Raw genomic sequence first — 26,787 nt, 5'->3', positions numbered from 1 at the left:
GGAGCACGGAGTGAGAACCTTTCGGACGAAGAGGGCGCTCGGCCTCGGCCTGGTGGCCCTCGCGCTGGGGACCGCCACCGCCTGTGCTGCCGATCCCAGCGGCTCGGGTGCTGCCGGCGACACGACCCTCACCTTCGGCGTCGACGGCACGGTGCCGAACATCGATCCGGTGCTGGCCGACAACAGCACGGTCGACCAGTCGGTGGTGCCGATGTACGAGTCGCTCGTCGACTACGACCCCGACGGCACCCTCCAGGGGCGCCTGGCCACGGCCTGGACCGTCGCGGACGACGCCCGCTCGGTGACCTTCACGCTGCGCGACGGCGCGAAGTTCCACGACGGCGCCCCGGTGACCGCCGACGACGTGAAGTACACCTTCGACCGGGCCAAGGCGCTCGGTGTCGGTGTCGCGCAGTTCCTCTCCGACTACGCGTCGGCCGAGGTGGTCAGCCCGACCGAGGTGAAGATCAACCTCGCCGCGCCGTCCTCGCTGTTCCTGGGCGGGCTCGCGAAGGTCTACGTCGTCAACTCCGCCCTCGTCGAGAAGAACGCCGGCTCCGACCAGGGCCAGTCGTGGCTCGCCTCCCACGAGGCCGGCAGTGGTCCCTACACGCTCGAGGACTTCAAGCCGAACCGGCAGATCATCTTCGAGAAGTACGACGACTTCACCGGCGACGCCAACGCCGCCGCCCCCGACAAGATCGTCTACCGGCTGATCCCGGAGAGCTCGACCCAGCGCGAGGAGATGCTCGCCGGCAACATCGACGTGGCCGACGGCATCGAGCCGCAGGACCTCGCCACGGTGCTCGAGCAGGACCACTTCACCTCGGTCGAGCTGGCCAAGGCGCAGGGTCTCTACGTCTACTTCAACACCCAGCGGGCGCCGTTCGACGACCCGTCGGTGCGCCTCGGCATCCGCCTCGCCTACGACTACCAGGCCCACGTCAAGACGATCCTCGGCGGCCACGGCGCCGTGGCGACCGGCGTCGCACCGGCGGTGATGGACTGCCGGCCCGAGATCGCGCCCTTCGAGCAGGACCTCGACCAGGCCCGCGAGCTCCTCAAGGGGCTGGCCGCGAGCGGCCAGGAGCTCACCCTCGCCTACCAGGCGATCTTCGCCGAGCAGGCCGACGCCGCGACCGCGCTGCAGTCCACGCTGCGCGACCTCGGGGTCAAGGTGAAGCTCAAGACCGTCGACTACCCGACCTACATCGAGTCCCTCGGCTCGGTGGGCACGACCCCGGACATGGCGGTCATCTGGGACAACCCGCCGACCCCCGACGTGGGCAGCCTGCTGACCACCCGCTACCACTCGAAGTTCCGCGAGACCTCGACCAACTTCGGGCAGTACGGCAACCCGGCGATCGACAAGCTGCTCGACCAGGCCAACGCCACCGGCGACGCGGCCGCGCGGTGCGACCTCTACAAGCAGGTCGAGCAGGACCTGGTCGACGACTCGGCGTCGATGCCGGTCGCGGACGAGGTGACCACGGTCGTCGTACCGACGACGGTCACGGGTGTCGAGCTCTATCCCGCGCACACCGGCTACATGCCGCAGACCTACCAGATCGAGGACTGAGTCGACCGATGGCACCTTCGCTTCTCGCCCGGTACCTCGCGCGGCGGCTCGCGCTGCTGGTCACGACGCTGTGGGGAGTCGTCACCATCGTCTTCCTGCTGATCAAGGCGATCCCGGGCGACGAAGCGCAGGCAGCCGCCGGCGTCACGGCCACCCCCGAGCAGGTGGAGGTCGTGCGCCAGCGGCTGGGCCTGGACGAGTCCGTCCTCCAGCAGTACCTCAACTACCTCGGCCGGCTGCTGCACGGCGACCTCGGGACGTCGATCTTCACCTTCCAGCCGGTGCTCGGCGACCTGCAGCAGCTGATCCCCTACACGGTCGAGCTGGTCGGCCTGGCCATGGTCATCAACCTGACCTGTGGGGTGCCCCTCGGCGTGCTGGCCGCCGCGCGGCACCGCACCCGGACCGACAACTCCGTCCGGCTCGCCGCGATCTTCTGCGGCGCGCTGCCGACCTTCTGGCTGGCGATGATCGCCCAGACGCTGATCGGCCGGAAGCTCGGCGTGGTGCCGATCTCGGGTGTCTCGACCCTCGGCGTCGAGGTGCCGCGGCGCACCGGCTTCCTCACCGTCGACAGCCTGCTCGCCGGCGACCTGACCGCCTTCTCCGACGCGCTGGCCCACCTGGTGCTGCCGGCCGCGGTGCTGGCCATCCCGTTCATGTCGTTCGTGATCCGAGTCGTCCGCGGCTCGATGATCACCGCGCTCGAGGCCGACCACGTGACCGCGGCCCGGGCCAAGGGGGCCAGGGAGCGCACGGTGCTGCTGCAGCACGGCCTGCGCAACGCGATCGCGCCGGTCAGCACCCTGGTCGGCCTGCAGGTCGGCTGGATGATGGGCGGCGCCGTCATGGTCGAGACGGTCTTCAGCCGCCCCGGCTTCGGCAGCTACCTGACCCAGGCCGTCGCGCAGAAGGACACCTTCGCGGTGATCGGCATGGTGCTGGTCGTCGGCGTGATCGTCACCTTCGTCGGCCTCCTCGTCGACCTCGTCCAGCTCGCCGCGGACCCGCGCGTCCGCCTCCTCGAGACCCGGAGGGCCTCCGCATGACCACCGCAGCCGCCACCCACGCCGTGCCACGCGTACGCCGTACCCGTCGCCGGGTGCCGTGGCTCGACCGGATCGCCTACGGCACGGTCGTCGCCCTGCTCCTGCTGGCGGTCCTGGGACCCCTGCTCACGCCGCACGACCCCTACTCGGTCGACCTCGGCCGGGCCCTGCAGGCGCCTTCGGGCGATCACCTCCTCGGCACCGACGGCCTGGGCCGCGACGTGCTGAGCCGGGCCCTCGCGGGTGCCCGCGCGTCCATCCTCGGAGCGTTGCTGGCGGTCGCCGGCGCTGCCCTGATCGGCATCCTGGTGGCCTCGATCGCCACGATCGGCGGGCGCTGGGTCGACGACGTCGTGATGAGGTTCTGCGACATCACTCTCTCGCTGCCGGTGATGGTGATGGCGCTCGGCGTCGCCGTCGCGCTCGGCCCGAGCCTGCGCTCGGCGGTGATCGCGATGGTCGTGGCCTGGTGGCCCGGCTTCGCCCGGATCGCGCGCGCCGAGATGCGCACGGTGATCACCTCGCCGTACGTCGAGGCGGCCCGCGTCCTCGGCGCCGGCCGGTGGCGGCTGATGCTGCGCCACGTCCTGCCGAACTCGCTCGACGGCGTCTACGTGCAGGCCACCCTCGAGATCGGCGGCGCGACGCTGATCATGGCCGGTCTGTCGTTCGTCGGTGCCGGCGCCCAACCGCCCAGCGCCGAGTGGGGCGCCATGGTCGAGACCGGCTCGCGCTACCTGACCAGCGCCTGGTGGATCTCGGTGGTCCCCGGCCTGCTCATCACGATCACGGCGCTCGCGTTCGCCCTCAGCGGCGACTCGCTGCGCAACCGCAACCACCCCGACGCGACGCTGGCATGAAAGGTCTCGACATCGTGAGCCTCAACGTGGAGGTACCCGTCCCGGCCCCGGGCGAGGACCTCGCGCCCCGTCCACTGCTCGAGGTGAGCGACCTGACGGTCAGCTACCCGAGCGCGGCGGGCGCCGTGGAGATCGTCTCCGGGTTCGGCCTCACCGTCGCTCGCGGGGAGCGGGTGGCCCTGGTGGGCGAGTCCGGCTCGGGCAAGTCGGTCACCGCCCGGGCGCTGCTCCGGCTCGACCACCGCGCGTCCGTCAGCGGCCGCGTGCGCCTCGACGGCACCGACCTGCTCGCCCTCAGCGACCGCGAGATGCGCGCCCAGCGCGGGCGCCGGATCGGCCTGATGCTGCAGGACCCGATGACCACGCTCAACCCGGTCCGCTCGATCGGCAGCCAGGTGATGGAGTCCCTGCGGGTCCACGGCGTCGGCAAGTCCGAGGCCCGCAAGCGCGCTGTCGAGACCCTCGACCGGCTCGGCATCCCCAACGCCGAGCGGCGGATGCGGGCCTACCCGCACGAGTTCTCCGGCGGCATGCGCCAGCGGGTCTGCCTCGCGATGGCGATCGTCGCGCACCCCGACCTGCTCATCGCCGACGAGCCGACGACCGCACTCGACGTCCGGGTGCAGGAGCAGGTGCTCACGCTGATCGACTCACTGGTCGCCGACCTCGGCATGGGCGTCGTCCTGATCACCCACGACCTCGGCCTGGTCGCGGGCTTCGCCGACCGGGTCGCGGTCATGTACGCCGGCCGCGGGGTCGAGACCGGACCTGTCCGTGAGCTGTACCGGACCCCGCGGCACCCCTACACCTCCGGCCTGCTCGCCTCCGTGCCCCGGGTGGACCGCGACGGCGCCCTCGCGCCGATCGCCGGCAGCCCCGCCCAGCCCTCCTCGCGGCCCGGCGGCTGCGCGTTCCACCCGCGCTGCGCCCGCGCCGAGGCCGACTGCACCGAGACCCGACCCGACCTACGACGCCTCGGCACGGCCGACGTCGCCTGCCACCACCCGCTCGCACTCGCGGGGGAGGGGAACCGATGAGCACCACCACCGGGGGCACGCCGATCCTGGAGGCCCGCGGCCTGACCCGCTCCTTCGGCTCGCGCCGCGACGCCACGCGTGCGGTCGACGACGTCGGCTTCAGCGTCGGACCCGGCGCGATCCTGGGCATCGTCGGTGAGTCCGGCAGCGGCAAGTCGACCACCCTGCGCTGCGTCGTCGGCCTCGAGCGCGCCGACACCGGCCAGGTCCTCTTCGACGGCGTGCCGCTCGCCGGTGCCGACCGCGCCACGCGGCGCCGCTTCCGGCGCGATGTGCAGATGGTCTTCCAGGACCCCTACTCCAGCCTCAACCCGCGGATGACCGTCGAGACGATCGTCGGCGAGGGCCTCGACATCCACCGGATGGCCGGCACCCGCGAGGCGCGTCGCGCCCGCGTCGTCGAGGTGCTCGATCTGGTCGGCCTCGACGCCACGGTGCTGGACCGCTTCCCGCGCTCGTTCTCCGGAGGCCAGCGGCAGCGGATCGCGATCGCCCGCGCGCTGGCCGTCGGCCCGCGGGTGCTGGTGTGCGACGAGCCGGTGTCCGCCCTCGACGTCTCCGTCCAGGCCCAGGTGGTCAACCTGCTGCTCGACATGCAGCAGCAGCTCGGCCTCGCCGTCGTGTTCGTCGCCCACGACCTCGCCCTGGTGCGCCACCTGTGCCACGAGGTGATGGTCATGCAGCGCGGCGTCGTCGTCGAGAGCGGTCCTTGCGCCGACGTGTTCGACCGGCCGCAGCACGACTACACGAAGAGCCTGCTGGCGGCGATCCCGATCCCCGACCCGGACCGCGACCGCGCCCGACGCGCGACCGCGGCCGCCGAGCGGAGGAGTGCATGAGCCTGCGCATCGGCGCCGACGTCAAGCTGCCGTCGCCGCACCGCGCCCTCAAGGGGGCCGTCGACGTGCCCTGGCCCCAGGTGCTCGCCGACGCCGCCGGGCTCGGCCTCGACGGCGTCCTGGTGCGCACCCTCTACGAGCTCTCGCCGACCCTCGACCCCGGCCTGCTGCGCGAGGTCGCCGACGCGGCCGCCGGGCTGGGCCTCTACCTCGAGCTCGGCGTCGGCAAGGTCAACCCCTACATGACCGCCGAGCTGCCGGAGATCCGCCGCCTCGGCGACGGCAGCTACGTCACGGGCATGGAGCGGATGATCGAGGCCGCGGCGGCGATCGGCTGCCACGAGCTGTGGACCGCGACCGGCAACTTCCAGGCCGGGCTCCCGGGGTTGCACAAGAACGACCGCTACCGCCGTGACGCACCGTGGGCCGACCAGATGGCCGCGACCGAGGGGCTGCTGCGCCAGCTCGCCCCGGTGCTGCGCGCCTGCGGGTCGCACCTCGACCTGGAGACCCACGAGGAGATCACGACGTACGACGTGGTCCGGCTCGTCGAGGCGGTGGGCCCCGACGTCCTCGGCGTCACCTTCGACACCGCGAACGTCTACGTGCACGGCGAGACCGCCGAGGCGGCGGCACGCCGCGTGGCGCCGTACACCCGGATGTGCCACCTGCGCGACGTCGCGATCGTCGAGGGACCGGAGGCGCCGGACCGCTACCTGCTGCCGTGCGGGGACGGCGTCATCGACTGGGCCGACGTCCTCGGCGTGCTGCTGGGGGCCAACCCCGACCTCCACCTCTCCATCGAGCCGGCCGGACCCCACCAGCCGGCGATGCAGGTCTGGCACGACGACCCGCGCTGGCGGGCCGCCCACCCCGACCTGGATCCCCTCGAGCTTGGCGCGGTCCTCGACTGCGTCGGTGCCTACGAGCACCACGTCCGCTCATTCGATCGTCCCGACGCAGCGCTGCTGCGGGCGGGCGGGCTGTTCACGCGGGAGGAATTCCTCCGCCGAAGTGCCGGGCACCTCCGCAGCGTCACCGCTGCCGGAGACCACACCCATCCGACGAAGGAGTACATCCCATGAGCACGACCGCGAACGCGACCCGGGCGGACATCGCCGGGCTGAAGAGCGCCGTGGACTGCCCCGTGATCCTGCCCGGGGAGCGGCACTACGACCTCGAGCGCCACGTGTGGAACGCCGACATCGACCGCAGCCCCGCCGCGATCGTCTCCTGCCGCACCGCCCAGGACGTGTCCCGCGCGCTGACCTGGTCCCTCGAGAACGGCTTCGAGGTCACCGTCCGCGGCGGCGGCCACAACCTGGCGGGCACCGCCGTCATCGACGGCGCCGTGCTGCTCGACACCGGCCCGATGAAGGAGGTCACCTTCGACCACGCGGCCGGCACGGTCACGGCCGGCGCCGGCTGCCGGCTCGGTGACCTGGACCGGGCCTGCGCCGAGCACGGCGTCGTCGTGCCTGCCGGCACGGTGTCGCACACCGGCGTCGCGGGCCTCACCCTCGGCGGTGGGACCGGCTACCTGTCGCGGATGTACGGCCTGACCACCGACCACGTGGTAGAGGTGGAGTTCGTCGTCGCCGACGGCCGGATCCTCACGGTCAACGAGGACGAGCACCCCGAGCTGTTCTGGGCGGTGCGCGGCGCGGGCCACAACTACGGCATCGCGACGAAGTTCACCTTCCGCTACACGCCCTTCACGATGAAGGCCAACGTGCGCCAGGCGTTCTACGTCGGCGAGGACCGCAAGCGCGTCCTCCAGCACTTCCGCGACTGGAGCTACGACGCCGCCGACAACGTCGTCACCTACGCCCGCACCGTCGAGGTGCCGGACTTCTGGACCGTCGTGCCCGCGAAGTACCGCGGCAGCCAGGTCGTCTCGGTCGCCACGGTCCACTGGGGCGACGCCGAGGAGGGCCGCACGCTGACCGACTCGATGATGGGCGCCGGCTCGCCGGTGTGGCAGACCGAGTACCAGGTGCCGCACGTCGAGCTGCAGCGCGCGTGCGACGACGACTTCCGCTACGGCGTGCGCCGCTACTGGAAGAACAGCATGCTCAACGAGTTCCCCGACGAGGCCATCGACACGGTCCTCAAGTGGTCGGACGCCTACCCGGGCCGGCCGCTGCAGGCCCGTTCGACCATCGCGCCGCACTTCGCCTGCCCGTACCAGCTCTACCCCCGTGGCGGGCAGGCGGCGCGGGTCGACCCGATGGCGACCTCGACCAGCGACCGCACGTCGGCGAAGTTCATGGCGAGCGCCGGCGCCGAGTGGGAGTTCCCGTCCGAGGCCCCGGAGCTGATGGACTGGGTGTCGGGCTTCGACGCGGAGATGGACCCCTACAAGAACGGGACCTACATCAACTTCACCAGCGTGGCCGGTGACGAGAACGCGGCGCGCTACGCCTACGGCGACAAGTACGACCGCCTGGTCGCCGTGAAGCGGGAGTACGACCCCCACAACGTCTTCCGCCGCGGTCTCGTGGACCTGTCCGGTGAGGGCGAGGACGTCCTCGATGACGAATGACCTCGGGTTCCGGATCGGGACGGACAGCTCGAAGTTCCCCGCGCCCGCGGGAACTGACGCCGCGTGGCTGCTGGCGAAGGCCGCGAGGGCCGGCCTGGAGGGCGTGTTCTTCCGCTCGGCGCTCGAGCTCAGCCCGACGCTCGACGTCGGCGAGCTGACGGCACTGCGGGAGCAGGCCGACGGGCTCGGTCTCTACCTCGAGGTCGGGGCCGCGAAGATCAACCCCTTCGCGGCCCCGGAGGCGCCGGAGATCCGTGCGCTCGGCGACGGCGACTACCTGGCCGGCATCGAGCGGATCGTGGCGGCGTGCGCCGCCGCGGGGATCCACGAGATCTGGGCGGCCACGGCGAACTACAAGTTCGACCTGGCCGGCCGGCTGGCCTGCGACCGCTACCGCACCGACGTGACCTGGAACGACCAGCTGCGGGCGACCGGCAAGGTGATGGCCGAGATCGCGCCGGTGCTGCGCGAGCACGGTTCGCACCTCAACATCGAGACACACGAGGAGATCACCACCTTCGAGCTGGTGCGGCTGGTCGAGGAGGGCGGCCCCGACGCGTTCGGGATCACCTTCGACACGGCCAACGTGCTGATCCGTGGGGAGGACCCGGTGGCCGCAGCGCACCGGGTCGCGCCGTACACCCGGCAGACCCACGTGCGCGACGGTGCCCTGTTCTTCACCGAGCAGGGCCTGTGCCGGGTGCTCGCACCCTGTGGCCAGGGGGTCATCGACTGGCCGGCGCTGATGACCGCGCTGCTCGACGCGCCCCGCAAGGCGCTGTCGATCGAGGGGATCATGGGCCGCCGCTTCCAGCTGCCGATCCCGATCCACGACCCGCTGTGGCACGCCGGCCAGCCGGACATGACGACCGTCGAGCTGGCCGAGCTGGTCCGCCTGGCCCGTGGCTACGAGGACGCGGTCGCCCGCGGGGAGCGGCGCTCGCTCGCCTCGCTGGCCGAGCCGGCCGACGACGCCGAGCGTGAGCGGTTCGTGCTCGACAGCGTCGCGCACCTGCGCGCCGTCGCCGCGCAGATCGGGGCAGGGCCGGTGTGATGACCCCGGTGCCGCTACTCCTGCGCGGAGAGGATCGAGTCCTCGAGCCGCTGCAGGAGCGCGGCGAGCTGGGCGGCGTCGTCGGCATCGACGCCGCCCAGCAGCCGGTGCTCGTTGGCCAGGTGCGTGGCGATCGCCTGGTCGATCAGCGCCAGGCCCTCGGGGGTGAGCTGGGAGTGCACGACCCGGCGGTCGTGCGTGTCGCGGATCCGCGTGATCAGCCCGGCCTGCTCGAGCTTGTCGAGCCGGAAGGTGATGCCGGCCGAGGACAGCAGCGACTCCGCGGCCAGCTCGGTGCCGGACATCCGGTAGGGCTCGCCCGCGCGGCGCAGCGCGGCGAGCACGTCGAACGACGCCGGGTTGAGGCCGTAGTCGTCGAAGGACTTGGCGATGACCGCCTGGTAGCGCAGGTAGACGCGGTGCACACGACCGAACAGGGCGATGGGCGACGGGTCGAGATCGGGACGCTGCTCGCGCCACTGCTGCACGAACCGGTCGACGTCGGACAGCACGTCGGTTGCCTCAGCGTCCTGGTGGGCCATGACGCGGATGCTAGCCACGATCGGCCGACTCCTTCCACCCAACATGCTTGACAGTAAGTAAGTAAACACTTAAAGATTAAGTCCTAAGGAAAAGAGGAGTCATGAACCAGCCCGTCGTACGACTGCACTCGCTGCGGTCGGTCCAGCTCGGTGTCCCGGACGTGACCGCCTGCAGCGACTTCTACTCCGAGGTGTGGGGCCTCTCGGTCGTCGAGAGGGACACCGACGACACCTGGCTGCGGGGCTCCGGCCCCGACCACCACGTGCTCCAGCTCAGCCGCGCCGAGCGCAACGCGCTGGGCCGGATCAGCTTCGCGGTCCGTACGCCGGCCGAGGTCGACGGGGCCGCCCGCCGGCTGGTGGCCCAGGGCGTCCCGCTGCTGCGCGAGCCCGGGCCGCTCGCCGACGCCGGCGCCGGCTACGGCCTGGTCCTGGTCGACCCCGAGGGCCGCCGGATCGAGCTCAGCTGCGACGTCCACTCGGTGACGCCCCGCAGCCGCGACCTGCCCGTGCCGATCGGCGTCACCCACGTCGTGCTCAACACCGTCGACATCGACCGGGCCGTCGCCTTCTACACGCAGGTCCTCGGCATGCGGGTCTCGGACTGGTCGGAGCACCAGATGGCCTTCCTGCGCTGCAACACCGACCACCACAGCATCGCGTTCAACCAGGCGGCGTGGACCTCGGTCAACCACGTCGCCTACGAGATGGCGTCGATGGACCACTTCATGCGCGGCATCGGCTCGCTCAAGCACCACGGCATCACGCCGCTGTGGGGCCCGGGCCGGCACGGTCCGGGCAACAACACCTTCTCCTACTTTGCCGACCCCGCCGGCCTGGTGTGCGAGTACACCTCCGACGTCGCGCAGGTCGTCGAGGACCAGTGGCTGTGCCGGGTGTGGCGCCGGGTGCCGGAGCTCTCCGACCTGTGGGGAACGGCGGGCCCGCCGTCGACCGACGTGCGCGCCCACATGGCCGGCGTCGAGGACCACGGCGCCCTGGCCGACCTCGACGCGGCCGATCCGGTGGTGGCCTCGTGACCGCCGCGGTCGACACGCCGATCCGGGCAGTCGTCATCGGTGGCGGGGTGATCGGCGCGAGCGTCGTCGCCGCCCTGCTGCGCGGCGACGTCCCCGACGTGGTCCCCGTCGCGGTCGTCGACCCGCAGCCCGTCGGTGACCTGGGGGTGCCCCAGCTGCGGCTGGAGGCCGCGCTCGACCAGGCCGACGTGGTCGTCGAGTGCGCGGGCCAGGCCGTCGTCGCGCAGAGCGCGGTCGGCATCCTCGAGCGGGGGATCGACCTGCTCATCACCTCGGTCGGCGCCCTGGCCGACCCCGAGGTGGCGGCAGCGGTCCGCGCCGCCGGCCCCGGTCGCTTCCTGCTGACGGCCGGCGCCATCGGCGGTCTCGACATCCTCTCCTCGGCCGCCGCCCAGGGCCCGATGACCCGGGTCGAGGTGACCACGACCAAGCTCCCCACGACCCTGGTGCAGCCGTGGATGGACGACCACGACGCCGACCTGCTGCGGGTCGCGACCGAGCCGATCGAGGTCTTCCGCGGCAACGCCCGGGAGGCGACGCGGCTCTTCCCGCGCTCGCTCAACGTCGCGGCGACGCTGGGCTGGGTGGTCGGCGACTTCGACCTGGTCGACGTCCGGCTGATCGCCGATCCCGCCGCGGAGCTGACCTGCCACCGGGTGGTCGCCGAGGGTGCCGCCGGCCGCTACTCCTTCGAGATCGAGAACCTGCCCTCGCCGCAGAACCCCCGCACCAGCGGTGTGGTCCCGCACGCCGTGCTCCGTTCGCTCGCCGCCCTGGTCGGCCGCCCCAGCGGGGTGGTCTAGGTGCTGGCCTTCCGCGAGGGCGGCAGCGGCTCACCGACGCTGATGCTGCACGGCATCGGGTCCTCGTCGCTCGCCTTCGGCCACCAGCTCTCGGCGCTCGGCGACGAGCTGCGGATGGTGGCCTGGGACGCTCCCGGGTACGCCGCGTCCACCGACCCCGACACGGCCCTCGACCTCGACGGGTACGTCGACCGGCTGGCCGCCCTCGCCGGCGACCGGTTCGGCGACGACCCCGTCCACCTGGTCGGGGTCTCGTGGGGCGGCGTGCTCGCCCTGCGCACCGCCGCGACCCGGCCCGGCCTGGTCCGCAGCCTCACCGTCATCGGCGCCAGCCTCGGCTCCGGCGTCGACCCGGTGCGGGCGGCGCAGATGCGCGAGCGGTCCGGTGAGCTGGTCCGCCTCGGCGCCACCGACTTCGCCCGGCAGCGCGGGCCGCGGCTGCTGGCCCCCGGCGCCGACCCCGCGCTCGTCGAGCACGTCGTCGCGACGATGGCGGCCGCCATACGTCCTGCGGGCTATGCCTGTGCCGCCGAGGTCATGGCCGCGGCCGACCTCACCGACGACCTGGCCCGGATCACCGCACCCACGCTGGTGATGGCGGGCGTCGAGGACCGGGTGACCGGCCCGGCGCGGGCCCGCGAGATCGCGGCCCTGGTGCCCGGCTCCGCGCTGGTGCTCGTCCCGGGCGCCGGCCACCTCGCCAACCAGGAGCGTCCCGCCCTGGTCAACGCCTGGCTGCGCGGCTTCACCCGCGCGGCCGACCTCCTGGCCGCGGCCCAGCCCGCGACCGACCTCCACGAAAGGAAGATCCCATGACCCTGCAGTACGACACCGCCGACGACCTCGCCGAGTTCACCGACTCGCTCATCCTCACCCGGGCCACCCGCCACGAGGACTGGGACACCTTGGGCTTCCAGGCCAAGGCCGGCGACCAGTTCAAGCGCGCCCAGATCCGCTACGTGGGCTCGGGCGCGACCGGCAACCACGAGAACGACAACCGGACCGTCAAGTCGCAGGGCTTCACGTTCTCCAACATGCTGCTGCCGCCCGGCGCCGAGGGCCCCGAGCACACCCACCACGACGCGGAGGAGGCCTTCTTCGTCCTCGAGGGCGAGGTCGAGGTCGGTATCCACCGCGACGGGCAGGTCGTCAAGCGCACCCTCGGCTACCGCGACATGATCGTCGTGCCCGCGGGCGTCCCGCGCAGCCTGAAGAACAACGGCGACGAGGACGCGCTCTTCTGCGTGATCATCGGCGCCCAGAAGCCGCAGGTCCCGACCTACCCCGAGACGTCGGCCATGCACGGCGTGACCCGGGACTGAGCCCGTGGACCTGGAGCTGCGCGACCGCACCTACCTCGTCACCGGCGGCAGCTCGGGGGTCGGTCTGGCCACCGTCGGGCTGTTGCTGGCCGAAGGGGCGCGCGTGGTCACGTGCGGGCGGCGGGCCGATGCGCTCGACGCCGCGGCGGCGCAGCTGGCGGCGGCGCTCGGTGCCGCTGAGCTGTCGGGCGCGCTGCTCACACGGGTCTGCGACGTTCGCGACGCCGCGGCCGTGGCGTCGCTCGTGGACGACGCGACGCAGGCCTTCGGCGGCCTCGACGGGGTGGTCAACAACGCCGGCCAGTCCCGGATGGCGGGGCTCGCCGACGTCCGCGCCGCCGACTTCCTCGACGAGCTGGACCTCAAGTTCAGCAGCGTGCTCAACGTCCTCGGCGACGCGCTGCCCTGGCTCGAGAAGTCGCCGGTGGCCTCGGTCGTCAACGTCAACGCGGTGCTCGCCAAGCAGCCCGAGCCGCGGCTCGTCACCACCTCCGCGGCCCGCGCCGGCCTGCTCAACCTGACCAAGTCAATGTCGGTGGAGTACGCCGCCCGCGGGGTGCGGGTGAACTCGGTCTGCCTCGGCCTGGTCGACACCGGCCAGTGGCGCCGTCGCTACGACGACTCCGGCGACACCCGCGACTACGCCGACTGGGAGCGGGAGATCGCCGCCGACCGCGGCATCGCACTCGGCCGGTTCGGCCGGGCCGAGGAGGTCGCCTCGGCGATCGCCTTCCTGCTGTCCCCGCGCTCGTCGTACGTCACCGGCGCGGCGCTCGACGTCTGCGGCGGCGTCTCCCGCGGCCTGTTCTGACCCTTCACCCTCCCGTCACCCTCCCGAGGAGAACTCCCATGACCAGCCCGGCACCGGAGCGCACCGGCGGCGACCTGCTCGTCGACCTGCTGCGCCGCTACGACGTCGACACCGTCTTCGGCATCGTCAGCGTCCACAACCTCCCCTTGGTGGAGGCCGTGGACCGTGACCTCCGCTTCGTGCCGGTCCGTCACGAGGCGAGCGCGGTCAACGCCGCCGACGGCTACGCCCGGGCCCGGGACGGACTGGGCTGCGCGCTGACCAGCACCGGCACGGGCGCCGGCAACGCCGCCGGCTCGCTCGTCGAGTCGCTCAGCGCCGGGACCTCGGTGCTGCACGTCACCGGCCAGGTGGACACGCCGTACCTCGGCTCGGGGCGTGGCTTCATCCACGAGACCAAGGACCAGCTCGGCATGCTCAGGGCGGTCTCGAAGCACGCGGTCACCGTGCCGGACGTCGCGTCGGCCGGCGCCGTGCTGCAGGAGGCGGCCGAGCAGGCGCTCGCCGCTCCCGGCGGTCCGGCGAGCGTCGAGTGGCCGATCGACCTGCAGTACGCCGTCCCCGTGGGACTTCCGGCTCCGGCGACCCCGGCGCCCGCCGCCCCGGTCGACCCGGTCAAGGTCGCCGAGGTGGTCAGCCTGCTGCGGGGCAGCGAGCGGCCGGCGATCTGGGCCGGCGGGGGAGTCGCCCGGGCCGGCGCATCGCTGCGCAGGCTGGTCGAGCTGACCGGAGCCGCCCTGTTCACCAGCAACTCGGGACGCGGCGCGGTGCCCGAGGACCACGAGCTGTGCGTCGGCAACTACGCGACCACGCCCGGGGGACGCAGCCTGCTCGCCGACGCCGACCTGCTGCTGAGCGTCGGCACCCACTTCCGCTCCAACGAGACCGGTGACTACGGCCTCGTCGTACCCACGACGCACGTCCAGGTCGACCTCGACCCCGCCGCCCTCGGCCGGGTCTTCCCGGCGAGCGTCGGTGTCGTCGCCGACGCGAACGCCTTCCTGGGCGCCGTCGTCGACGCCCTCGTCGCAGCAGACGTTGCGCCGCGCGCCGCCTGGTCGGAGCGGGTGCGGGTCACCCGCGCGTCGGTCCGCGAGGCCCAGCGCGCCGGTCTCGGGGAGCACGTGGCCTTCGCCGACGCCCTGCGCAAGGTGCTGCCGCGCGACGCGGTCGTCGCCCGCGACGTCACCATCGCGTCGAGCTCGTGGGGCAACCGCCTGCTGGAGATGTACGACGCCCGCGGCAACGTCTTCCCGCGCGGCGGCGGCATCGGCCAGGGCCTCGGCATGGCGATCGGCGCCGCGATCGCCCGGCCGGACCGGCCCAGCGTCGGCATCGTCGGCGACGGCGGCCTCGCGGTCCACCTCGGCGAGCTCACCACCCTCGCCCAGGAGAGGCCCTGGCTGGTGCTGCTGGTCTTCAACGACGGCGGCTACGGCGTGCTGCGCAACATGCAGGAGTCGCTGGGCAGCCCACGCTCCGGCGTCGACCTGCTCACCCCCGACTACGCGACCCTGTGCCGTTCGATGGGGCTGGCGCACCTGCGCATCGCGGACCCCGGTGCGGTCGCGGCCACGCTCGAGCAGGCCGTCGCGCTCGGCGGCCCGGTCGTCGTCGAGGTCGACCTGGCGGCGTACCCGCCGATGCCGCGCCCCTTCACCCCGCCCGTCCACGTCCCGGGAGCACCCTCATGAGCGCCGTCATCACTGATCGCCTGGCCCCGGAGGGGCGGATCCTCGTCGGCGGCGAGTGGGTCGAGGGGACCGGAGCCGAGATCGTCACGACCGACCCGGCCGACGGCAGCACCATCGCCACCCTGGCCGGGGCGGCGCCGGCCGACGTCGACAGCGCCGTGCGCCGTGGCGAGGCCGCGCGCTCGGCCGCGGCGTGGCGCACGATGCTGCCGCACCAGCGGGCCCGCTACCTCGCCCGCACCGCCGACCTGATCGAGGCGCGCAGCGAGGAGCTCGCCCTGCTGCAGAGCCGCGACAACGGCAAGCCGCTCGCCGAGACCCGGGCGCTGGTCGCGAGTGCGGCCGGGACCTTCCGGTACGTCGCGGCGCTCCTCGAGACCGAGGAGGGCGCGATCCCGCCCTCGCGCGGCGGCTACCTGACCTTCTCGGTGCACGAGCCGATCGGAGTGGTCGGTGCGATCACCCCGTGGAACAGCCCGATCGCCTCCGAGGCCCAGAAGGTCGCCCCCGCGCTCGCCGCCGGCAACGCCGTCGTCCTCAAGCCGGCCGCGTGGACGCCGCTGCTCGCCCTCGAGCTCGGCGCGCTGCTGCTCGAGGCCGGGATCCCCGAGGGCCTGGTCAGCGTGCTGCCCGGCCCCGGGCGCACCGTCGGCCAGGCGATCGTCGAGCATCCCGGGATCGGTCACCTGTCCTTCACCGGCGGCACCGACACCGGTCGGGAGCTGGCCGCCACCGCGGCCCGGCTGCTCAAGACGACCTCGCTCGAGCTCGGCGGGAAGTCGCCCACGATCGTGCTGCCCGACGCGGACCTCGACCTCGCGGTCAACGGCATCCTCTACGGCATCTTCAGCTCCCAGGGGCAGTCCTGCATCGCCGGCTCGCGGCTGTTCGTCCACGACAGCGTGTACGACGAGGTCGTGGCCCGCATCGCCGAGCGCGCCGACGCGCTGCGGGTCGGGCACCCCCGGGCCGAGGGCACCCAGCTCGGGCCGCTCATCACCGCCTCCCACCGAGACTCCGTCGAGCGCTTCATCGCCAACGGCCTCGCCGCCGGCGGGACGCTGCGGGCCGGCGGCGTGCGGCCGTCCGACCCTGCGCTCGCGGCGGGCAGCTACCTGCGGCCCACGGTGATCGACGGACTCGGTGCCGACGCGTCCGTCGTGCGCGAGGAGATCTTCGGCCCGGTCCTGGTGGCGCTGCGCTGGCGCGACGAGGAGGAGCTGGTCGCGGCGGCCAACGACTCGGCGTACGGACTCGCGTGCGGCATCTGGACCCGGGACTTCGCCCGCGCCTGGCGCATCGCGCGCGCCGTCGACGCGGGCACGGTCTGGGTCAACACCTACAAGCAGCTGTCGATCGCCACCCCGTTCGGCGGCGTCAAGGACAGCGGTTCCACCCGCGAGAAGGGGCTGGGCGCGATCCGCGCGTACCAGCGGCAGAAGAGCATCTATCTGGGCACGTCCGGGCCGATCGCCTGGGCGGACCGCCCGGGTTTCTAGGAAGGGCAGGGCACGACATGAGCATGCACGTCGGCATCGTCGGGGGCGGGATCGGCGGCCTGGCCGCTGCCATCGGCCTGCGCGCGCGAGGGATCGCGGTCACCGTCTTCGAGCAGGCGCCCGAGTTCGGCCGGGTCGGCGCGGACATCAACCTGACCCCCAACGCGGTCCGCGCGCTCGACGGCCTCGGTGGTGGTGTCGGGGTCGCGATCCGGGACTCGGCCGCGCGGCCGACGTACCGCATCAGCAGGACGTGGGACACCGGCGAGGAGACCTCGCGCCTGGAGATGGGCGACGCCGCGGAGCGGAAGTACGACGCCCCGCAGCTCACCATCCACCGGGCCGACCTGCTCTCCGCGCTCGAGCGGGAGCTGCCGCCCGAGGTGATCCGCCTCGGCCACCGGCTGGTTGCCCTCGACCAGGGGCCGGACGGCCCGGTGCGACTGGACTTCGACGGTGGCGCGACCGCGGAGGTCGACGTCGTGATCGGCGCCGACGGCATCCACTCCAGCGTGCGGTCCGCGCTGTTCGGCAAGGAGAGCCCCGAGTTCACGGGGGTCGTGGCGTTCCGCGCGGTGGTCCCCTCGGACCGTCTCGACGTGCCGAACCTCGATGCCTTCACCAAGTGGTGGGGGCCGGACCCCGAGACCCAGATCGTCACGTTCCCGCTCAACCGCGGGCGGGACACGTTCATCTTCGCGACGACCCCGCAGGAGTCCTGGACCGAGGAGTCCTGGACGACGCCGGGCGACGTCGTCGAGCTGCGCGCGATGTACGCGCACTTCCACCCCGAGGCGCGGGCCCTGCTCGACGCCTGCGAGTCGGTCCTCAAGTCCGCGCTCTACGTCCGCGACCCGCTGCCGCAGTGGTCCCTGGGCCGGGCCACCCTGCTCGGCGACGCCGCGCACCCGATGATGCCGTTCATGGCGCAGGGCGCTGCCATGTCGATCGAGGACGCGGTCGTGCTGACCCGGGCGATCGCAGACGGCACCGCCGATGTCGGGCAGGCGCTGAAGGGCTACGAGGCCGCACGCCTGCCCCGCACCAGCCGGATCCAGGTCGGCTCGCGCGGCAACACCTGGCTGAAGTCGTCGGGCGACGCCGACTGGGTCTATGCCTACGACGCCTGGCAGGTCGCGCTGGCCTGACGGCCCGGCGCGCCGGTCACGAGACCGGTGCCTCGCCCAGCGTGACGGTGGCCGACTCGTTCGAACCGGTGGCGGTGGTCCAGGTGACGGTGACCCGGTCGCCGGCCGCGTGGGCGCTGATCGCGGCGCGCAGCTCGTCGGTCGTGCCCACCGCGGTGCCGTCGACGCGGGTGATCGTGTCGCCGGCGGCGATGCCTGCGGAGGCGGCGGCACTGCCGTGGGTGACCTCGGCGACCAGGGGTGCGCCGGCCGAGGGGTCGAGGGCGACGCCGAGGTAGCCGTCGTACCCGAGCTCGACGCCGCTGCCGGTGTCGCCCGACTCGATCTGCGCGACGACCCGCTCCACGGTGGCGACCGGGATCGCGTAGCCGGTGACGTCGCTGGTGCCGCTCGACGCGGCGACGTTCATGCCGACGACCTCGCCGTCGGCGTCCAGCACGGCGCCGCCGGAGTCGCCGGGGACGACGTAGGCGTCCATCCGGATCAGGTCGGTCAGTGCAGTGCCGCCGGGGGACCCGTCGGTGCTCTCGACGGTGATGTCGTCGTGCAACGCGGCGACCGTGCCGGGGGAGGCGGTCAACGAGCCGCCGTCGCCGCCCGCGTCACCGACCGAGGTGATCTCGTCGCCGACGGCGGCCGCGGTGTCGGACAGGTCGACCGGGGTCAGTCCGCTCGCGTCCTCCAGCTGCAGGACGGCGACGTCGGTGGTGGCGTTCGCGCCGACGTACCGCGCGGTGTAGGTGCGCGCCGTCGTCACGACCGTCACCGCGATGGCCGTCGCGCCCTCGACGACGTGGTGGTTGGTGACGATCGTGCCGTCGGAGTCGAGGACCAGCCCGGTGCCGGCACTGGTCCCGTTGGTGAGCGTCGAGGAGATCTCGACGACTCCGGTCGACTGCTCGTCCGTCGCGTCGGCCGTGTCCCGGCCCGTGGCGCCGGGGACGTACGACTGGCGCCGGACGTACGGCGTCGACGGCACCTCCGGCGTCGTCGGGACCTGGGTCGTTGCCGCGCTCGACGTCGGGGCGGCCTCGTCCGCCAGCAGGTGCGTGGCGACGGCGGCGCCGCCCGCACCGGTGGCGACGAGCAGCAGGGCGGCGGTACCGAGGGCGAGGGGGTGACGGGTCATGCCCCGATGCTGCGCACCCTGCCTGTGCGGTGGCTGTGTCCCGGCCCAGCGCGGGCCACGAGGTCCGCGCTCAGCCGCGCCCGGCGGCCAGCATCTCCTCGCGGGTCGCCACCTTCACCCGGGCGCGGCCCTCGGCCTCGCCCAGCGCGACCTCGTGCGCGTCCAGCCGCTCCCACGCGGTGTGGGTGACGACGTCCACCTCGCGCTCGGCGAAGTACGCGTCGACGTCCTCGGTGCGCCGGGCGGTCGCCGTCTCCCGGGTCTCGGCGAGCAGGTGCGCGACGGTCTCGGCCGCGTCGGACTTGGTGTGCCCGATCAGGCCCACGGGTCCGCGCTTGATCCAGCCGGTCACGTACGTACCGGGGATCGGGGTGCCGTCCAGGTCGAGGACCCGGCCGCCGTCGTTCGGGATGACCGCGGCGCGGTCGTCGAACGGCAGGCCGGGCAGCGCGCTGCTGCGGTAGCCGATGGCGCGGTAGACCTGCTGCACGTCCCAGTCGGTCACCTCGCCGGTGCCCTCGACGTTGCCGTCGGCGTTGGGGGAGTGGGTGCGCTCGGTGCGCAGCGTGGTGACCCTGCCGTCGGCGTCGGCGACGATCTCGATGGGCGCCTCGGCGAAGTGCAGGTGGATCCGGTGCGGCTTGCCGACCGGGTCGGCCCCGACCCAGCTGGTGAGCGTGTTGAGCACCATCTTCTGCGACTTGTGCTCGGCGATGTGCGCCATCCCGTGCTCGTCCACGTCGAAGCCCTCGGGGTGCACGATCACCTCGACGTCGGGCGAGTGGTTGAGCTCGCGCAGCTCCAGCGGCGAGAACTTCGCGTACGCCGGCCCACGGCGCGCGAACACGTGCACGTCGGTGATGGTCTTGGCCTTCAGGCCCGCGTGGACGTGGGCCGGGATGTCGGTGACGAGCATCTCGTCGCCGGTCTTGGCGAGCACCCGGGCCACGTCGAGCGCCACGTTGCCGACACCGAGGACCGCGACGCTGGTCGCCTCGAGCGGCCACGTCTGCGGCACGTCCGGGTGGGCGTCGTACCAGGAGACGAAGTCGGCGGCGCCGTACGAGTGCTCCTCGCCGGGGATGCCGAGGTCGCGGTCGCCCATCGCGCCGGTCGAGACGACCACCGCGTCGTAGAACTCGCGCAGGTCCTCGAGCTTCACGTCGACGCCGTACTCCACGTTGCCGAGGAAGCGGACCTCCGGCTTGGCGATCACCCGCTGCAGCGCCTTGATGATCTCCTTGATCCGCGGGTGGTCCGGTGCGACGCCGTACCGGACCAGGCCGAAGGGAGCGGGAAGCCGCTCGAGGATGTCGACGGACACGTCCGTGTCCGCCTTGGTGAGGATGTCGGCGGCGTAGATGCCGGCCGGGCCACCGCCGACGATCGCAACACGGAGAGTCATGTCAACGAGTCTGGGCGTTCGCACCGGCTCACAGAACGAGGTTGTGGTTGGGTGCTCACAAGGTCGTCTTGGGAGTCCCGTGACGTGAGTCACCGCCGGGTCACGGCAGGGTCGTCAGCAGGGTGTCCATCGTCGACTCCTCGGCGCTCGCCTTGGGTTGGCTGGCCCGGACCGAGGTGAGGACGTCGTCGATCTGGTGGTCGAGGACGTTCCACGCCGCGCAGTCGGCCGGCTGGAGGTCGGCCTGGTCGTTGTCCCACGCGGTCTCCAGGTCGGTGATCCGCTTGGCGGCGCCGCCCTGGTCCCCGCTTGCCACGAGCTGACGGGTGTCCTCCACGATGGTGCGGTAGCTCGACGTCGTCGCTCCCGGGAACGCCGTACCCGCTCGGGTGTGGGCCTCTCCGGCGCTGATCGGGCCGGCCGCGCAGGACGGGGCCTTGCCCTCCTCCGCATCGAGCGCGCTGACGTGCGGCTGGCTGTTGGCGTAGGCGAGCAGACCGACCGTGAGCGCCGCGAGGGCGCCGAACCCGGCCAGGGCGACGCGTTCGCGGGTCGGGGCGACGTCGTACGACGGCTCGTCGTTCGTGCGCCGCTCGGTGACGTCACTGCGGGTGATCGTGAGAAGCACGACGGTGGCCAGGATGGTGCCGAGGAACACTGCGCTGGTGCCGAAGGTGCCCAGGCCCAGACCCTGCTCCGACTTGGGCGAGGCGAGCCAGTCGCCGATGTTGGCGCCGAGCGGGCGGGTGAGGATGTAGGCGACCCAGAACGACAGCACCGGGTTGGCGCCGAAGCGCCACAGGGCGGTCACCGCGGCGATCAGGCCGAGCGGCAGGAGCACCGAGCGGCCGGGGCCCCAGCCGGTGAGCTCGAGGGTCCAGTCGCCGGTGGCGGTGCCCAGGGCGAAGGTGACCAGGACGGCCAGCCAGTAGAAGGCCTCGCGCGGGGTGGTGACGATGCTGTGGATCGACAGGGTGCGCTCGCGGGCCCACCAGATCCCGAACACCGCGGCGAGCGCGACCGAGAACACGGTGGTGCTGATCCACAGGGGGACGCCGAGCTGGTCGGTGAGGATGTCGGTGTAGAGGGTGCCGGTGACGCTGACGACGACGACGGTGAGCCAGTAGAGGGCCGTGACATAGCGCCGGGCACGCATCTGGACGGCGAGGGCCACCGCGAAGACGGCGGTGAAGATGATGGCGGTGCGGACCAGTCCGACACCGAGGTTCACGTTGATCCAGTCGGCGAAGCTCTCGCCCACTGTTGTGCACAGGACCTTGATGATCCAGAACCAGGCGGTGACCTCCGGGACCTTGTTCAGCAGCAGGGCCCGTGTGGAGCGGGAGGGAGTTGTCGAGGCTGTCGTGGACATGGGCCGAGGGTGGCCGACCCGACCTGTCAGGAACCTGACTGCTCGAATCGGTAGCCGACGCCCCGGGCGGTGGTGATCTCGGCCGCCATGTCGACCTCGGAGATCTTGCGTCGCACCCGGCGCAGGTAGGAGTCGAGGGTGTTCTCGCTGACCATCGCGCCGTCGGGCCAGGCGGCCGCGACGAGCGTGGCGCGGCGGACCACCTCGCCGGGACGGGCCATCAAGGTGGCCAGGATCCGGAACTCCGTAGGGCTGAGTGCCACCTCGCCGGACCCGTCGACCAGTGCGTGCCGCGTCGGGTCGAGCCGGACCCCGTTCGTGGTCGCCGTGGCTGGCGCACTACGGCGTACCAGCACCTCGACCCTGGCGAGCAGCTCCTTCACCGCGAAGGGCTTGACCAGGTAGTCGTCAGCGCCGGCGCCGAAACCGGCAAGCCGGTCGTGGAGGGCGTCGAGCGCGGTCAGGAAGAGCACCGGCGCCTCCTGGCCTCCTGCCCGCAGCGCCTGGCACAGGTCGCGACCGTCGCCGTCGGGCAGGCCGACGTCGAGGATCAGGGCGCCAATCTGGGTCGGGGCGGCCAGCAGCCGCATCGCCTCGCCGGCGTCGTGCGCGACCACCGGCTCGTGGCCGGCCAGTCGCAGCGCGTCGGCCACGACGCGGCGGATCTCGGGATCGTCCTCGCACACTCCGACCCGCGCCATGCCGACCAGCCTGCCATGCTGGCCGCGTGCGCAGGCGGATCGTGGTCTCGACGGTGCTGCTGATGCTCGCGGTCATGGTCGCGGTCGGCTGCGGTATCCAGATCGTGCTCGCGCTGACGGCCGAGCGCGACATCGGCCGCGTCCTCGAGGCGCGCACCGACACGGTGATCGCGGTCGCACGCTCCGACGGCTCGGCTGCCGTTGCACTGGCCGGCCGGGTCGAGCCCGGGGTGCGGGTGTACGACGCCGCGGGATCGGTCGTGGTGGACACCCTCGCCTCCTCCGAGCGTGCAGGAGCCGACCGGCTCGCGCGCGTGAGGTCGGTGCGTGACCTCGCGCCGAACGAGAGCGTGCGGCTGCGGGCGACGCCGTTCCGCACGCCCGCCGGGTGGCACGGCGTGGTGGTGGTCGCGGAGCCGACCGGGCCCTACGAGCGGGCGGAGCGGTACGCCCTCCTCGCGACCGTCGTGGCCGGCGCCGTCGTCCTGCTGGCCAGTGGCCTGCTCGCGAGCCGGATCACCTCGCAGGCGCTGCGGCCGGTGGCGACGATGGCCGACCGGGCAGCGGACTGGAGCGCCCGCGACGTCGGCCGCCGCTTCGGGGAGGTCCCTGACGGCCCGGAGCTCGCGCACCTCGCGACCACCCTCGACGGGCTGCTCGACCGGGTCGCGCGGGCCCTGGAGTCCGAGCAGCGGCTGACCTCCGAGCTTGCCCACGAGCTGCGGACCCCGCTCACCGGCATCGTCGGGACGGTCGAGCTGCTGGAGCTGCGAGGAGGCGGTGCGCCGGAGGATCGGGCCGACCTGGCCCGGGTCCTCGGCCTGGCCCGCTCCATGAGCGAGACGATCACGACCCTGCTGGCGATGGCGCGCGAGCGCGCATCCCACGGAGACCCGACCCATGTCGACGACGTGATCGACGAGCTGCGTGACGTGGCCGGCGAGACGGTCGAGCTCGTCGCCGACGTGGCCTCCGACGCCGCGGTCATCGTCCCCGCTGCGGTGCTGGTGCGGGTGCTGGCGCCGGTGGTGGACAACGCCGCGCGGTTCGCTGAGTCCAGGGTCGACGTGGAGGCACGCCGCGAGGGCGGCTCCGTCGTCATCGAGGTGGAGGACGACGGACCGGGCATGGCCGCGGGGGTGCGGGAGCGCGCGTTCGAGCCCGGCTTCTCGGGCCGCGGCGGCACCGGCCTGGGGCTCCCGCTGAGTCGCCGGATCGCCGCCACGGTGGGTGGTTCGGTCGAGGCGGTGGACGCGCGGGGGAGCGGCGCGCGGTTCCGGGTCGCCCTTCCTGCGGCGCCCGACCGTGCTCACAACGTATCGTTGTGAGCATGCTCGGCCCCCACGTCCCCGACCTGCGTGCGCTGGAGCTGCTCGTCGTCGTCGCCCGGACCGGTTCGCTGGGGGCTGCCGCCACCGAGCTGGGCATCAGCCAGCAGGCCGCGTCCTCCCGGGTGCGGACCATGGAGGCGCTCGTCGGGGAGCCGCTCGTGGCCCGCAGCAAGCGCGGCTCGGAGCTGACGCCGACCGGCGAGCTGGTCGTGCAGTGGGCCGACCGGGTGCTCGACGCCGCACAGGAGCTGGACGCCGGCATCGCCGCCCTGCGGGCCGATCGTCGCGGCCACCTCGACATCGCCGCCAGCCTCACCATCGCCGAGCATCTGCTGCCCGGCTGGCTGGTCGGCCTGCGCGCGCAGCAGGTGCAGCGCGGCCAGCAGCCGACCGAGGTCAGGATGACCGCGACCAACAGCGTCCGGGTGGCCGAGCTGGTCGAGGGCGGCGACGTGGCGCTCGGGTTCGTCGAGGGTCCCGAGGCCCCGCGCGGCCTGCGTCGCCGCCTGGTCGGCACCGACGAGCTGCTCGTCGTCGTCGGACCCCAGCACCCGTGGTCGCTGAGGTCCCGTCGCCGGGTGAGCGCCGAGACCCTCGCGGCCACGCCGCTCGTCGTACGGGAGGCGGGGTCGGGCACCCGCACCGTCCTCGAGCGGGCCCTCGCCGACCTGCCCCGCGCGACGCCCGTCCTCGAGCTCTCCAGCACCGCTGCCGTGCGAGCCGCCGTCGCCGCCGGTGCCGGTCCGGCCGCGGTCGGCGCGCACGCCGTACGCGACGACCTCGCCACCGGTCGGCTGGTCCGGATCACCGTCACCGGCCTCGACCTCACCCGCCGCCTGCACGCGGTCTGGAAGGGCGGGCCGCACCCGCCCGAGGGACCGGCGCGCGAGCTGGTCGCCTGGGCCGCTCGCAGTCCTCGTACCTGACGAATCTGTCGTGGACCGGCCACGGAAGGAGCAGATCCGTCAGGTACGACGGTGCCGGAGCCAGATCTCGCGCTGCGCGGGTGTGAGCGCGCGCCGACGCGCCACGGTCGAGGTGTCGACCCACCAGTCGGGCTGTGCGAGTGTCCAGGTGCGTGGCACGGTCGGCCCGGCGGCGCGGGCCAGCGCTCCGTCGAGCCGGTACCGGAAGCGCGCCGCTTCGCCGCGTCCCGCCATCATCGTGACCACCTCGATGCCCGCCCGGCGAGTGAGCTCCTCACGCATCAGGTCGCGACTGTGCCGACCGCCCTCCAGGTGATCGACGCCGTCGTAGTCGCCGGCGACGCCCGCTACGGGGTCGAGAAGGTCGGGGGTGAACAGGTGGCGGCCCTGCAGGTCGAAGATCGGGGCATTGCAGAGCAGGATGCCGCTGCGGTGCTGGTGCCAGATCCGCCGCATCACGACCTCCATCGGCGACCAGGCGTTCTCGTCGGCCACGGCGAGGGCGCGTTCGAGGCGGCGCTTGCCGCGGCGGCTGATCAGGCGTGCGGTGTAGGCGTGCAGGGAGGCGAGGTCGACCAGGTCGTCGTACGCGGCCATGTCGATCGCGCGGACGGCGGCGATGTCGTCGGAGGCGGTGCGGGCTTCGAAGGTGACCGAGCGCAACGGGATCGTGACGGGGAGCCCGTCGATGACGACGACGTCGTCGGCGAAGAGCCAGTCCTCCGAGAGGGTCACCCCCGGCCGCTTGCGGGCGACCCGTCGGTCGCCCAGCGCCACCGGCACCGGCAGCGCCGACCCGTCGGCGGCGACACCGTCGAACCACCGTGCTTCGAGCCAGCTCAGTGCGGCCCAGCCGGTCGCTGCCGAGCCGGGTGGGAGGCAGGCGACGGCTTCGAGGATGCGTTGCTGCGTCGTGAGGGCGACGTCGGCGGGCACGAAGTGGTACGGCCCGGCAGTGCGCCAGCGCCGTCCACGGACCTGCCCTGGGGTCGGCCCGGCACGGCCGGACGGATCGATGCGCACCGGCACGACCAGACCGGAGCGGGTGATGTCGAGTCCCATGCCGGCGAGCATGGGTGAGATCGGGAGCGGCCGTGAGGCTCATCCACAAGCCGCGCGGAGCCTGGCCCGTCGTACCTGACGGATCTGTCGCGATCTGCCCGTCGAGAGAGCAGATACGTCAGGTACGACGCGAGCCCGGGTCAGGCGTGGGCCGGGGTGCGGGCCAGGATCTCGGCGATCGAGTCGTCGGTGCAGTCGGCCCAGAAGCCGCCGACGACGTCCTCGAGCTGGGTGAACGAGTCCGCGACGTACAGCACGTCCTGGTAGTCGGTGATGTCGTAGAGCTGGGTGCCCATCGCGGCGATGTCGAGCGGGCGGATGTTCATGCCGCGGAACGCCTCGATCTCGCCGGGGGAGGAGAGGATGCCGGCGCCGTACGCCTTGAGCTCGCCGGACTCCCACAGCACGCCGAACTCGAGGGTGAACCAGAAGACCTTGCTGACGAACTCCAGCGCCTCGGTGGTGCGGACCCGGCGGGAGGCCTGCCCGGCGAGCTCGTAGAGCGCGGTGAAGCGCGGGTTCGCGAGGGTGTTGCCGTGGCCGACGACCTCGTGCAGCACGTCGGGCTCGGGCGTGTAGAGCGGCACCGAGTGGTGGCGGACGTACTGGGTGGACCAGAACCCCTTGTCGGCGAGCGTGCCGTAGAACTCGCGCAGCGGGACCAGGCCGGCGGCGGGCCGGTAGCTGAAGCCGGTCAGCGGCGCGAGCCACTCGCTGACCTCGGCGAGCTGCGGGATCCGGTCGATCGGGAGGCCGAGGGACTCCTTGCCGTCGAGGAACTCGCGGCAGCCGTAGGCGCGGTGCTTGGTCACCAGCGCCTCGCTGACGACCCGCCACACCTCGTGCTCGTCGGCGGTGTACTCCGCCGTCGGGCAGGGCTGGCCCGGACGCCAGTTGCTGGCGAGGGTGGCGAGGGCGTCGCGACGGGCGCGGTACGCCGGGTCGGCGAACCCGGGGTGGTCGGCACCGAGATGGACCTTGAGCGAACCGTCCTCGTCGGCGGTCACGGGCGCGAAGTACTGACCTTCCTCGAACATGG

At 72.8% G+C, this 26,787-nt stretch carries 25 protein-coding genes; 18 read left to right on the top strand and 7 right to left on the bottom strand.

Features of this window, described 5'->3' with window-relative positions; genetic code table 11:
• The first annotated feature begins 10 nt into the window (after positions 1 to 10).
• Genes QI633_RS17195 through QI633_RS17160 form a run of 8 tightly spaced genes read left to right on the top strand, consistent with a single transcriptional unit; the run spans position 11 to position 8,963 of the window.
• Entirely contained in the window at positions 11 to 1,579 is a 1,569-nt protein-coding gene (locus QI633_RS17195) for an ABC transporter substrate-binding protein (RefSeq protein WP_282426450.1), read from the top strand.
• Positions 1,580 to 1,587: 8 nt separating this feature from the next.
• Entirely contained in the window at positions 1,588 to 2,628 is a 1,041-nt protein-coding gene (locus QI633_RS17190) for an ABC transporter permease (RefSeq protein ID WP_141798075.1), read from the top strand.
• Positions 2,625 to 3,488: an ABC transporter permease gene (locus tag QI633_RS17185; RefSeq protein WP_282426449.1), complete on the top strand. Its 864-nt coding sequence runs from the start codon at positions 2,625 to 2,627 to the stop codon at positions 3,486 to 3,488. Before QI633_RS17190 ends, QI633_RS17185 begins: the two co-directional genes overlap by 4 nt.
• A 14-nt stretch (positions 3,489 to 3,502) precedes the next feature.
• Positions 3,503 to 4,525: an ABC transporter ATP-binding protein gene (locus QI633_RS17180; protein WP_282426448.1), complete on the top strand. Its 1,023-nt coding sequence runs from the start codon at positions 3,503 to 3,505 to the stop codon at positions 4,523 to 4,525.
• The gene (locus QI633_RS17175) at positions 4,522 to 5,364 is read left to right on the top strand and encodes an ATP-binding cassette domain-containing protein (RefSeq protein ID WP_282426447.1); all 843 of its coding nucleotides are present in this window, start codon (positions 4,522 to 4,524) and stop codon (positions 5,362 to 5,364) included. The genes QI633_RS17180 and QI633_RS17175 overlap by 4 nt, the downstream gene beginning before the upstream one ends.
• Complete coding sequence (locus QI633_RS17170; protein WP_282426446.1) at positions 5,361 to 6,449, top strand: sugar phosphate isomerase/epimerase family protein; 1,089 nt, start codon at positions 5,361 to 5,363, stop codon at positions 6,447 to 6,449. Before QI633_RS17175 ends, QI633_RS17170 begins: the two co-directional genes overlap by 4 nt.
• Positions 6,446 to 7,909, top strand: a complete 1,464-nt coding sequence (locus tag QI633_RS17165; RefSeq protein WP_282426445.1) for an FAD-binding oxidoreductase — start codon at positions 6,446 to 6,448, stop codon at positions 7,907 to 7,909. The genes QI633_RS17170 and QI633_RS17165 overlap by 4 nt, the downstream gene beginning before the upstream one ends.
• On the top strand, positions 7,899 to 8,963 hold the full coding sequence (locus QI633_RS17160; protein ID WP_282426444.1) for a TIM barrel protein: 1,065 nt from the start codon (positions 7,899 to 7,901) through the stop codon (positions 8,961 to 8,963). The genes QI633_RS17165 and QI633_RS17160 overlap by 11 nt, the downstream gene beginning before the upstream one ends.
• Before the next feature lie 14 nt (positions 8,964 to 8,977).
• Here QI633_RS17160 and QI633_RS17155 read toward each other — a convergent pair whose 3' ends face one another.
• A complete protein-coding gene (locus QI633_RS17155; protein WP_141798082.1) occupies positions 8,978 to 9,505 on the bottom strand; it encodes a MarR family transcriptional regulator in 528 nt (175 codons plus the stop codon).
• Between the two features lie 101 nt (positions 9,506 to 9,606).
• Here QI633_RS17155 and QI633_RS17150 point away from each other — a divergent pair, with 101 nt between their 5' ends.
• The 8 genes from QI633_RS17150 to QI633_RS17115 are packed head-to-tail and all read left to right on the top strand — an operon-like array spanning position 9,607 to position 17,822.
• Positions 9,607 to 10,545, top strand: coding sequence for a VOC family protein (locus QI633_RS17150; RefSeq protein ID WP_282426443.1), 939 nt, complete (start codon positions 9,607 to 9,609; stop codon positions 10,543 to 10,545).
• Positions 10,542 to 11,348, top strand: a complete 807-nt coding sequence (locus QI633_RS17145) for an aspartate dehydrogenase domain-containing protein (RefSeq protein WP_282426442.1) — start codon at positions 10,542 to 10,544, stop codon at positions 11,346 to 11,348. Before QI633_RS17150 ends, QI633_RS17145 begins: the two co-directional genes overlap by 4 nt.
• The gene (locus QI633_RS17140) at positions 11,349 to 12,164 is read left to right on the top strand and encodes an alpha/beta fold hydrolase (RefSeq protein ID WP_222117788.1); all 816 of its coding nucleotides are present in this window, start codon (positions 11,349 to 11,351) and stop codon (positions 12,162 to 12,164) included.
• Entirely contained in the window at positions 12,161 to 12,670 is a 510-nt protein-coding gene (locus tag QI633_RS17135) for a cupin domain-containing protein (RefSeq protein WP_141798085.1), read from the top strand. Before QI633_RS17140 ends, QI633_RS17135 begins: the two co-directional genes overlap by 4 nt.
• A gap of 4 nt (positions 12,671 to 12,674) precedes the next feature.
• Positions 12,675 to 13,481 (top strand): SDR family oxidoreductase, encoded by an 807-nt coding sequence (locus tag QI633_RS17130; RefSeq protein WP_282426441.1) that lies wholly within the window; start codon positions 12,675 to 12,677, stop codon positions 13,479 to 13,481.
• A 38-nt stretch (positions 13,482 to 13,519) separates the two neighbouring features.
• Positions 13,520 to 15,175 (top strand): thiamine pyrophosphate-binding protein, encoded by a 1,656-nt coding sequence (locus tag QI633_RS17125; protein ID WP_282426440.1) that lies wholly within the window; start codon positions 13,520 to 13,522, stop codon positions 15,173 to 15,175.
• Entirely contained in the window at positions 15,172 to 16,674 is a 1,503-nt protein-coding gene (locus tag QI633_RS17120) for an aldehyde dehydrogenase (RefSeq protein ID WP_282426439.1), read from the top strand. The genes QI633_RS17125 and QI633_RS17120 overlap by 4 nt, the downstream gene beginning before the upstream one ends.
• 17 nt (positions 16,675 to 16,691) lie before the next feature.
• A complete protein-coding gene (locus QI633_RS17115) occupies positions 16,692 to 17,822 on the top strand; it encodes an FAD-dependent monooxygenase (RefSeq protein WP_282426438.1) in 1,131 nt (376 codons plus the stop codon).
• A 16-nt stretch (positions 17,823 to 17,838) separates the two neighbouring features.
• Here QI633_RS17115 and QI633_RS17110 read toward each other — a convergent pair whose 3' ends face one another.
• The 4 genes from QI633_RS17110 to QI633_RS17095 all read right to left on the bottom strand — a co-directional run bounded on the left by QI633_RS17110 (position 17,839) and on the right by QI633_RS17095 (position 22,429).
• Positions 17,839 to 18,951 (bottom strand): trypsin-like peptidase domain-containing protein, encoded by a 1,113-nt coding sequence (locus QI633_RS17110; RefSeq protein ID WP_282426437.1) that lies wholly within the window; start codon positions 18,949 to 18,951, stop codon positions 17,839 to 17,841.
• Positions 18,952 to 19,021: 70 nt separating this feature from the next.
• Positions 19,022 to 20,356, bottom strand: a complete 1,335-nt coding sequence (locus QI633_RS17105; RefSeq protein ID WP_141798091.1) for an FAD-dependent oxidoreductase — start codon at positions 20,354 to 20,356, stop codon at positions 19,022 to 19,024.
• A gap of 100 nt (positions 20,357 to 20,456) precedes the next feature.
• Positions 20,457 to 21,728 (bottom strand): hypothetical protein, encoded by a 1,272-nt coding sequence (locus QI633_RS17100; RefSeq protein ID WP_282426436.1) that lies wholly within the window; start codon positions 21,726 to 21,728, stop codon positions 20,457 to 20,459.
• Positions 21,729 to 21,754: 26 nt separating this feature from the next.
• Entirely contained in the window at positions 21,755 to 22,429 is a 675-nt protein-coding gene (locus tag QI633_RS17095) for a response regulator transcription factor (RefSeq protein WP_141798093.1), read from the bottom strand.
• A 26-nt stretch (positions 22,430 to 22,455) separates the two neighbouring features.
• Between QI633_RS17095 and QI633_RS17090 the strand changes: the two genes are divergently transcribed.
• Both QI633_RS17090 and QI633_RS17085 read left to right on the top strand, forming a co-directional pair.
• On the top strand, positions 22,456 to 23,757 hold the full coding sequence (locus QI633_RS17090) for a HAMP domain-containing sensor histidine kinase (RefSeq protein ID WP_282426435.1): 1,302 nt from the start codon (positions 22,456 to 22,458) through the stop codon (positions 23,755 to 23,757).
• 2 nt (positions 23,758 to 23,759) lie between these two features.
• On the top strand, positions 23,760 to 24,686 hold the full coding sequence (locus QI633_RS17085; RefSeq protein WP_141798096.1) for a LysR family transcriptional regulator: 927 nt from the start codon (positions 23,760 to 23,762) through the stop codon (positions 24,684 to 24,686).
• 39 nt (positions 24,687 to 24,725) lie between these two features.
• Here the strand turns inward: QI633_RS17085 and QI633_RS17080 are convergent, their stop codons facing one another.
• Positions 24,726 to 25,748, bottom strand: coding sequence for a hypothetical protein (locus QI633_RS17080; protein ID WP_141798097.1), 1,023 nt, complete (start codon positions 25,746 to 25,748; stop codon positions 24,726 to 24,728).
• A gap of 140 nt (positions 25,749 to 25,888) precedes the next feature.
• The gene (locus QI633_RS17075; protein ID WP_282426434.1) at positions 25,889 to 26,785 is read right to left on the bottom strand and encodes a phenylalanine 4-monooxygenase; all 897 of its coding nucleotides are present in this window, start codon (positions 26,783 to 26,785) and stop codon (positions 25,889 to 25,891) included.
• Positions 26,786 to 26,787 lie beyond the last annotated feature (2 nt).

The sequence above is a fragment of the Nocardioides sp. QY071 genome (assembly GCF_029961765.1).
In the GTDB taxonomy this organism is placed as follows: Bacteria; Actinomycetota; Actinomycetes; order Propionibacteriales; family Nocardioidaceae; genus Nocardioides.
This window is presented reverse-complemented; position numbering and strand designations above follow the sequence as displayed.

Excerpts from the sequence above, each read along its gene's own strand:
- QI633_RS17155 (WP_141798082.1), bottom strand. The coding sequence starts at position 9,505 with ATGGCCCACCAGGACGCTGAGGCAACCGACGTGCTGTCCGACGTCGAC.
- QI633_RS17185 (WP_282426449.1), top strand. The coding sequence starts at position 2,625 with ATGACCACCGCAGCCGCCACCCACGCCGTGCCACGCGTACGCCGTACC.
- QI633_RS17170 (WP_282426446.1), top strand. The coding sequence starts at position 5,361 with ATGAGCCTGCGCATCGGCGCCGACGTCAAGCTGCCGTCGCCGCACCGC.
- QI633_RS17115 (WP_282426438.1), top strand. The coding sequence starts at position 16,692 with ATGAGCATGCACGTCGGCATCGTCGGGGGCGGGATCGGCGGCCTGGCC.
- QI633_RS17110 (WP_282426437.1), bottom strand. The coding sequence starts at position 18,951 with ATGACCCGTCACCCCCTCGCCCTCGGTACCGCCGCCCTGCTGCTCGTC.
- QI633_RS17120 (WP_282426439.1), top strand. The coding sequence starts at position 15,172 with ATGAGCGCCGTCATCACTGATCGCCTGGCCCCGGAGGGGCGGATCCTC.
- QI633_RS17105 (WP_141798091.1), bottom strand. The coding sequence starts at position 20,356 with ATGACTCTCCGTGTTGCGATCGTCGGCGGTGGCCCGGCCGGCATCTAC.
- QI633_RS17085 (WP_141798096.1), top strand. The coding sequence starts at position 23,760 with ATGCTCGGCCCCCACGTCCCCGACCTGCGTGCGCTGGAGCTGCTCGTC.
- QI633_RS17190 (WP_141798075.1), top strand. The coding sequence starts at position 1,588 with ATGGCACCTTCGCTTCTCGCCCGGTACCTCGCGCGGCGGCTCGCGCTG.
- QI633_RS17080 (WP_141798097.1), bottom strand. The coding sequence starts at position 25,748 with ATGGGACTCGACATCACCCGCTCCGGTCTGGTCGTGCCGGTGCGCATC.
- QI633_RS17160 (WP_282426444.1), top strand. The coding sequence starts at position 7,899 with ATGACGAATGACCTCGGGTTCCGGATCGGGACGGACAGCTCGAAGTTC.
- QI633_RS17175 (WP_282426447.1), top strand. The coding sequence starts at position 4,522 with ATGAGCACCACCACCGGGGGCACGCCGATCCTGGAGGCCCGCGGCCTG.
- QI633_RS17100 (WP_282426436.1), bottom strand. The coding sequence starts at position 21,728 with ATGTCCACGACAGCCTCGACAACTCCCTCCCGCTCCACACGGGCCCTG.
- QI633_RS17075 (WP_282426434.1), bottom strand. The coding sequence starts at position 26,785 with ATGTTCGAGGAAGGTCAGTACTTCGCGCCCGTGACCGCCGACGAGGAC.
- QI633_RS17150 (WP_282426443.1), top strand. The coding sequence starts at position 9,607 with ATGAACCAGCCCGTCGTACGACTGCACTCGCTGCGGTCGGTCCAGCTC.
- QI633_RS17095 (WP_141798093.1), bottom strand. The coding sequence starts at position 22,429 with ATGGCGCGGGTCGGAGTGTGCGAGGACGATCCCGAGATCCGCCGCGTC.
- QI633_RS17135 (WP_141798085.1), top strand. The coding sequence starts at position 12,161 with ATGACCCTGCAGTACGACACCGCCGACGACCTCGCCGAGTTCACCGAC.
- QI633_RS17165 (WP_282426445.1), top strand. The coding sequence starts at position 6,446 with ATGAGCACGACCGCGAACGCGACCCGGGCGGACATCGCCGGGCTGAAG.
- QI633_RS17125 (WP_282426440.1), top strand. The coding sequence starts at position 13,520 with ATGACCAGCCCGGCACCGGAGCGCACCGGCGGCGACCTGCTCGTCGAC.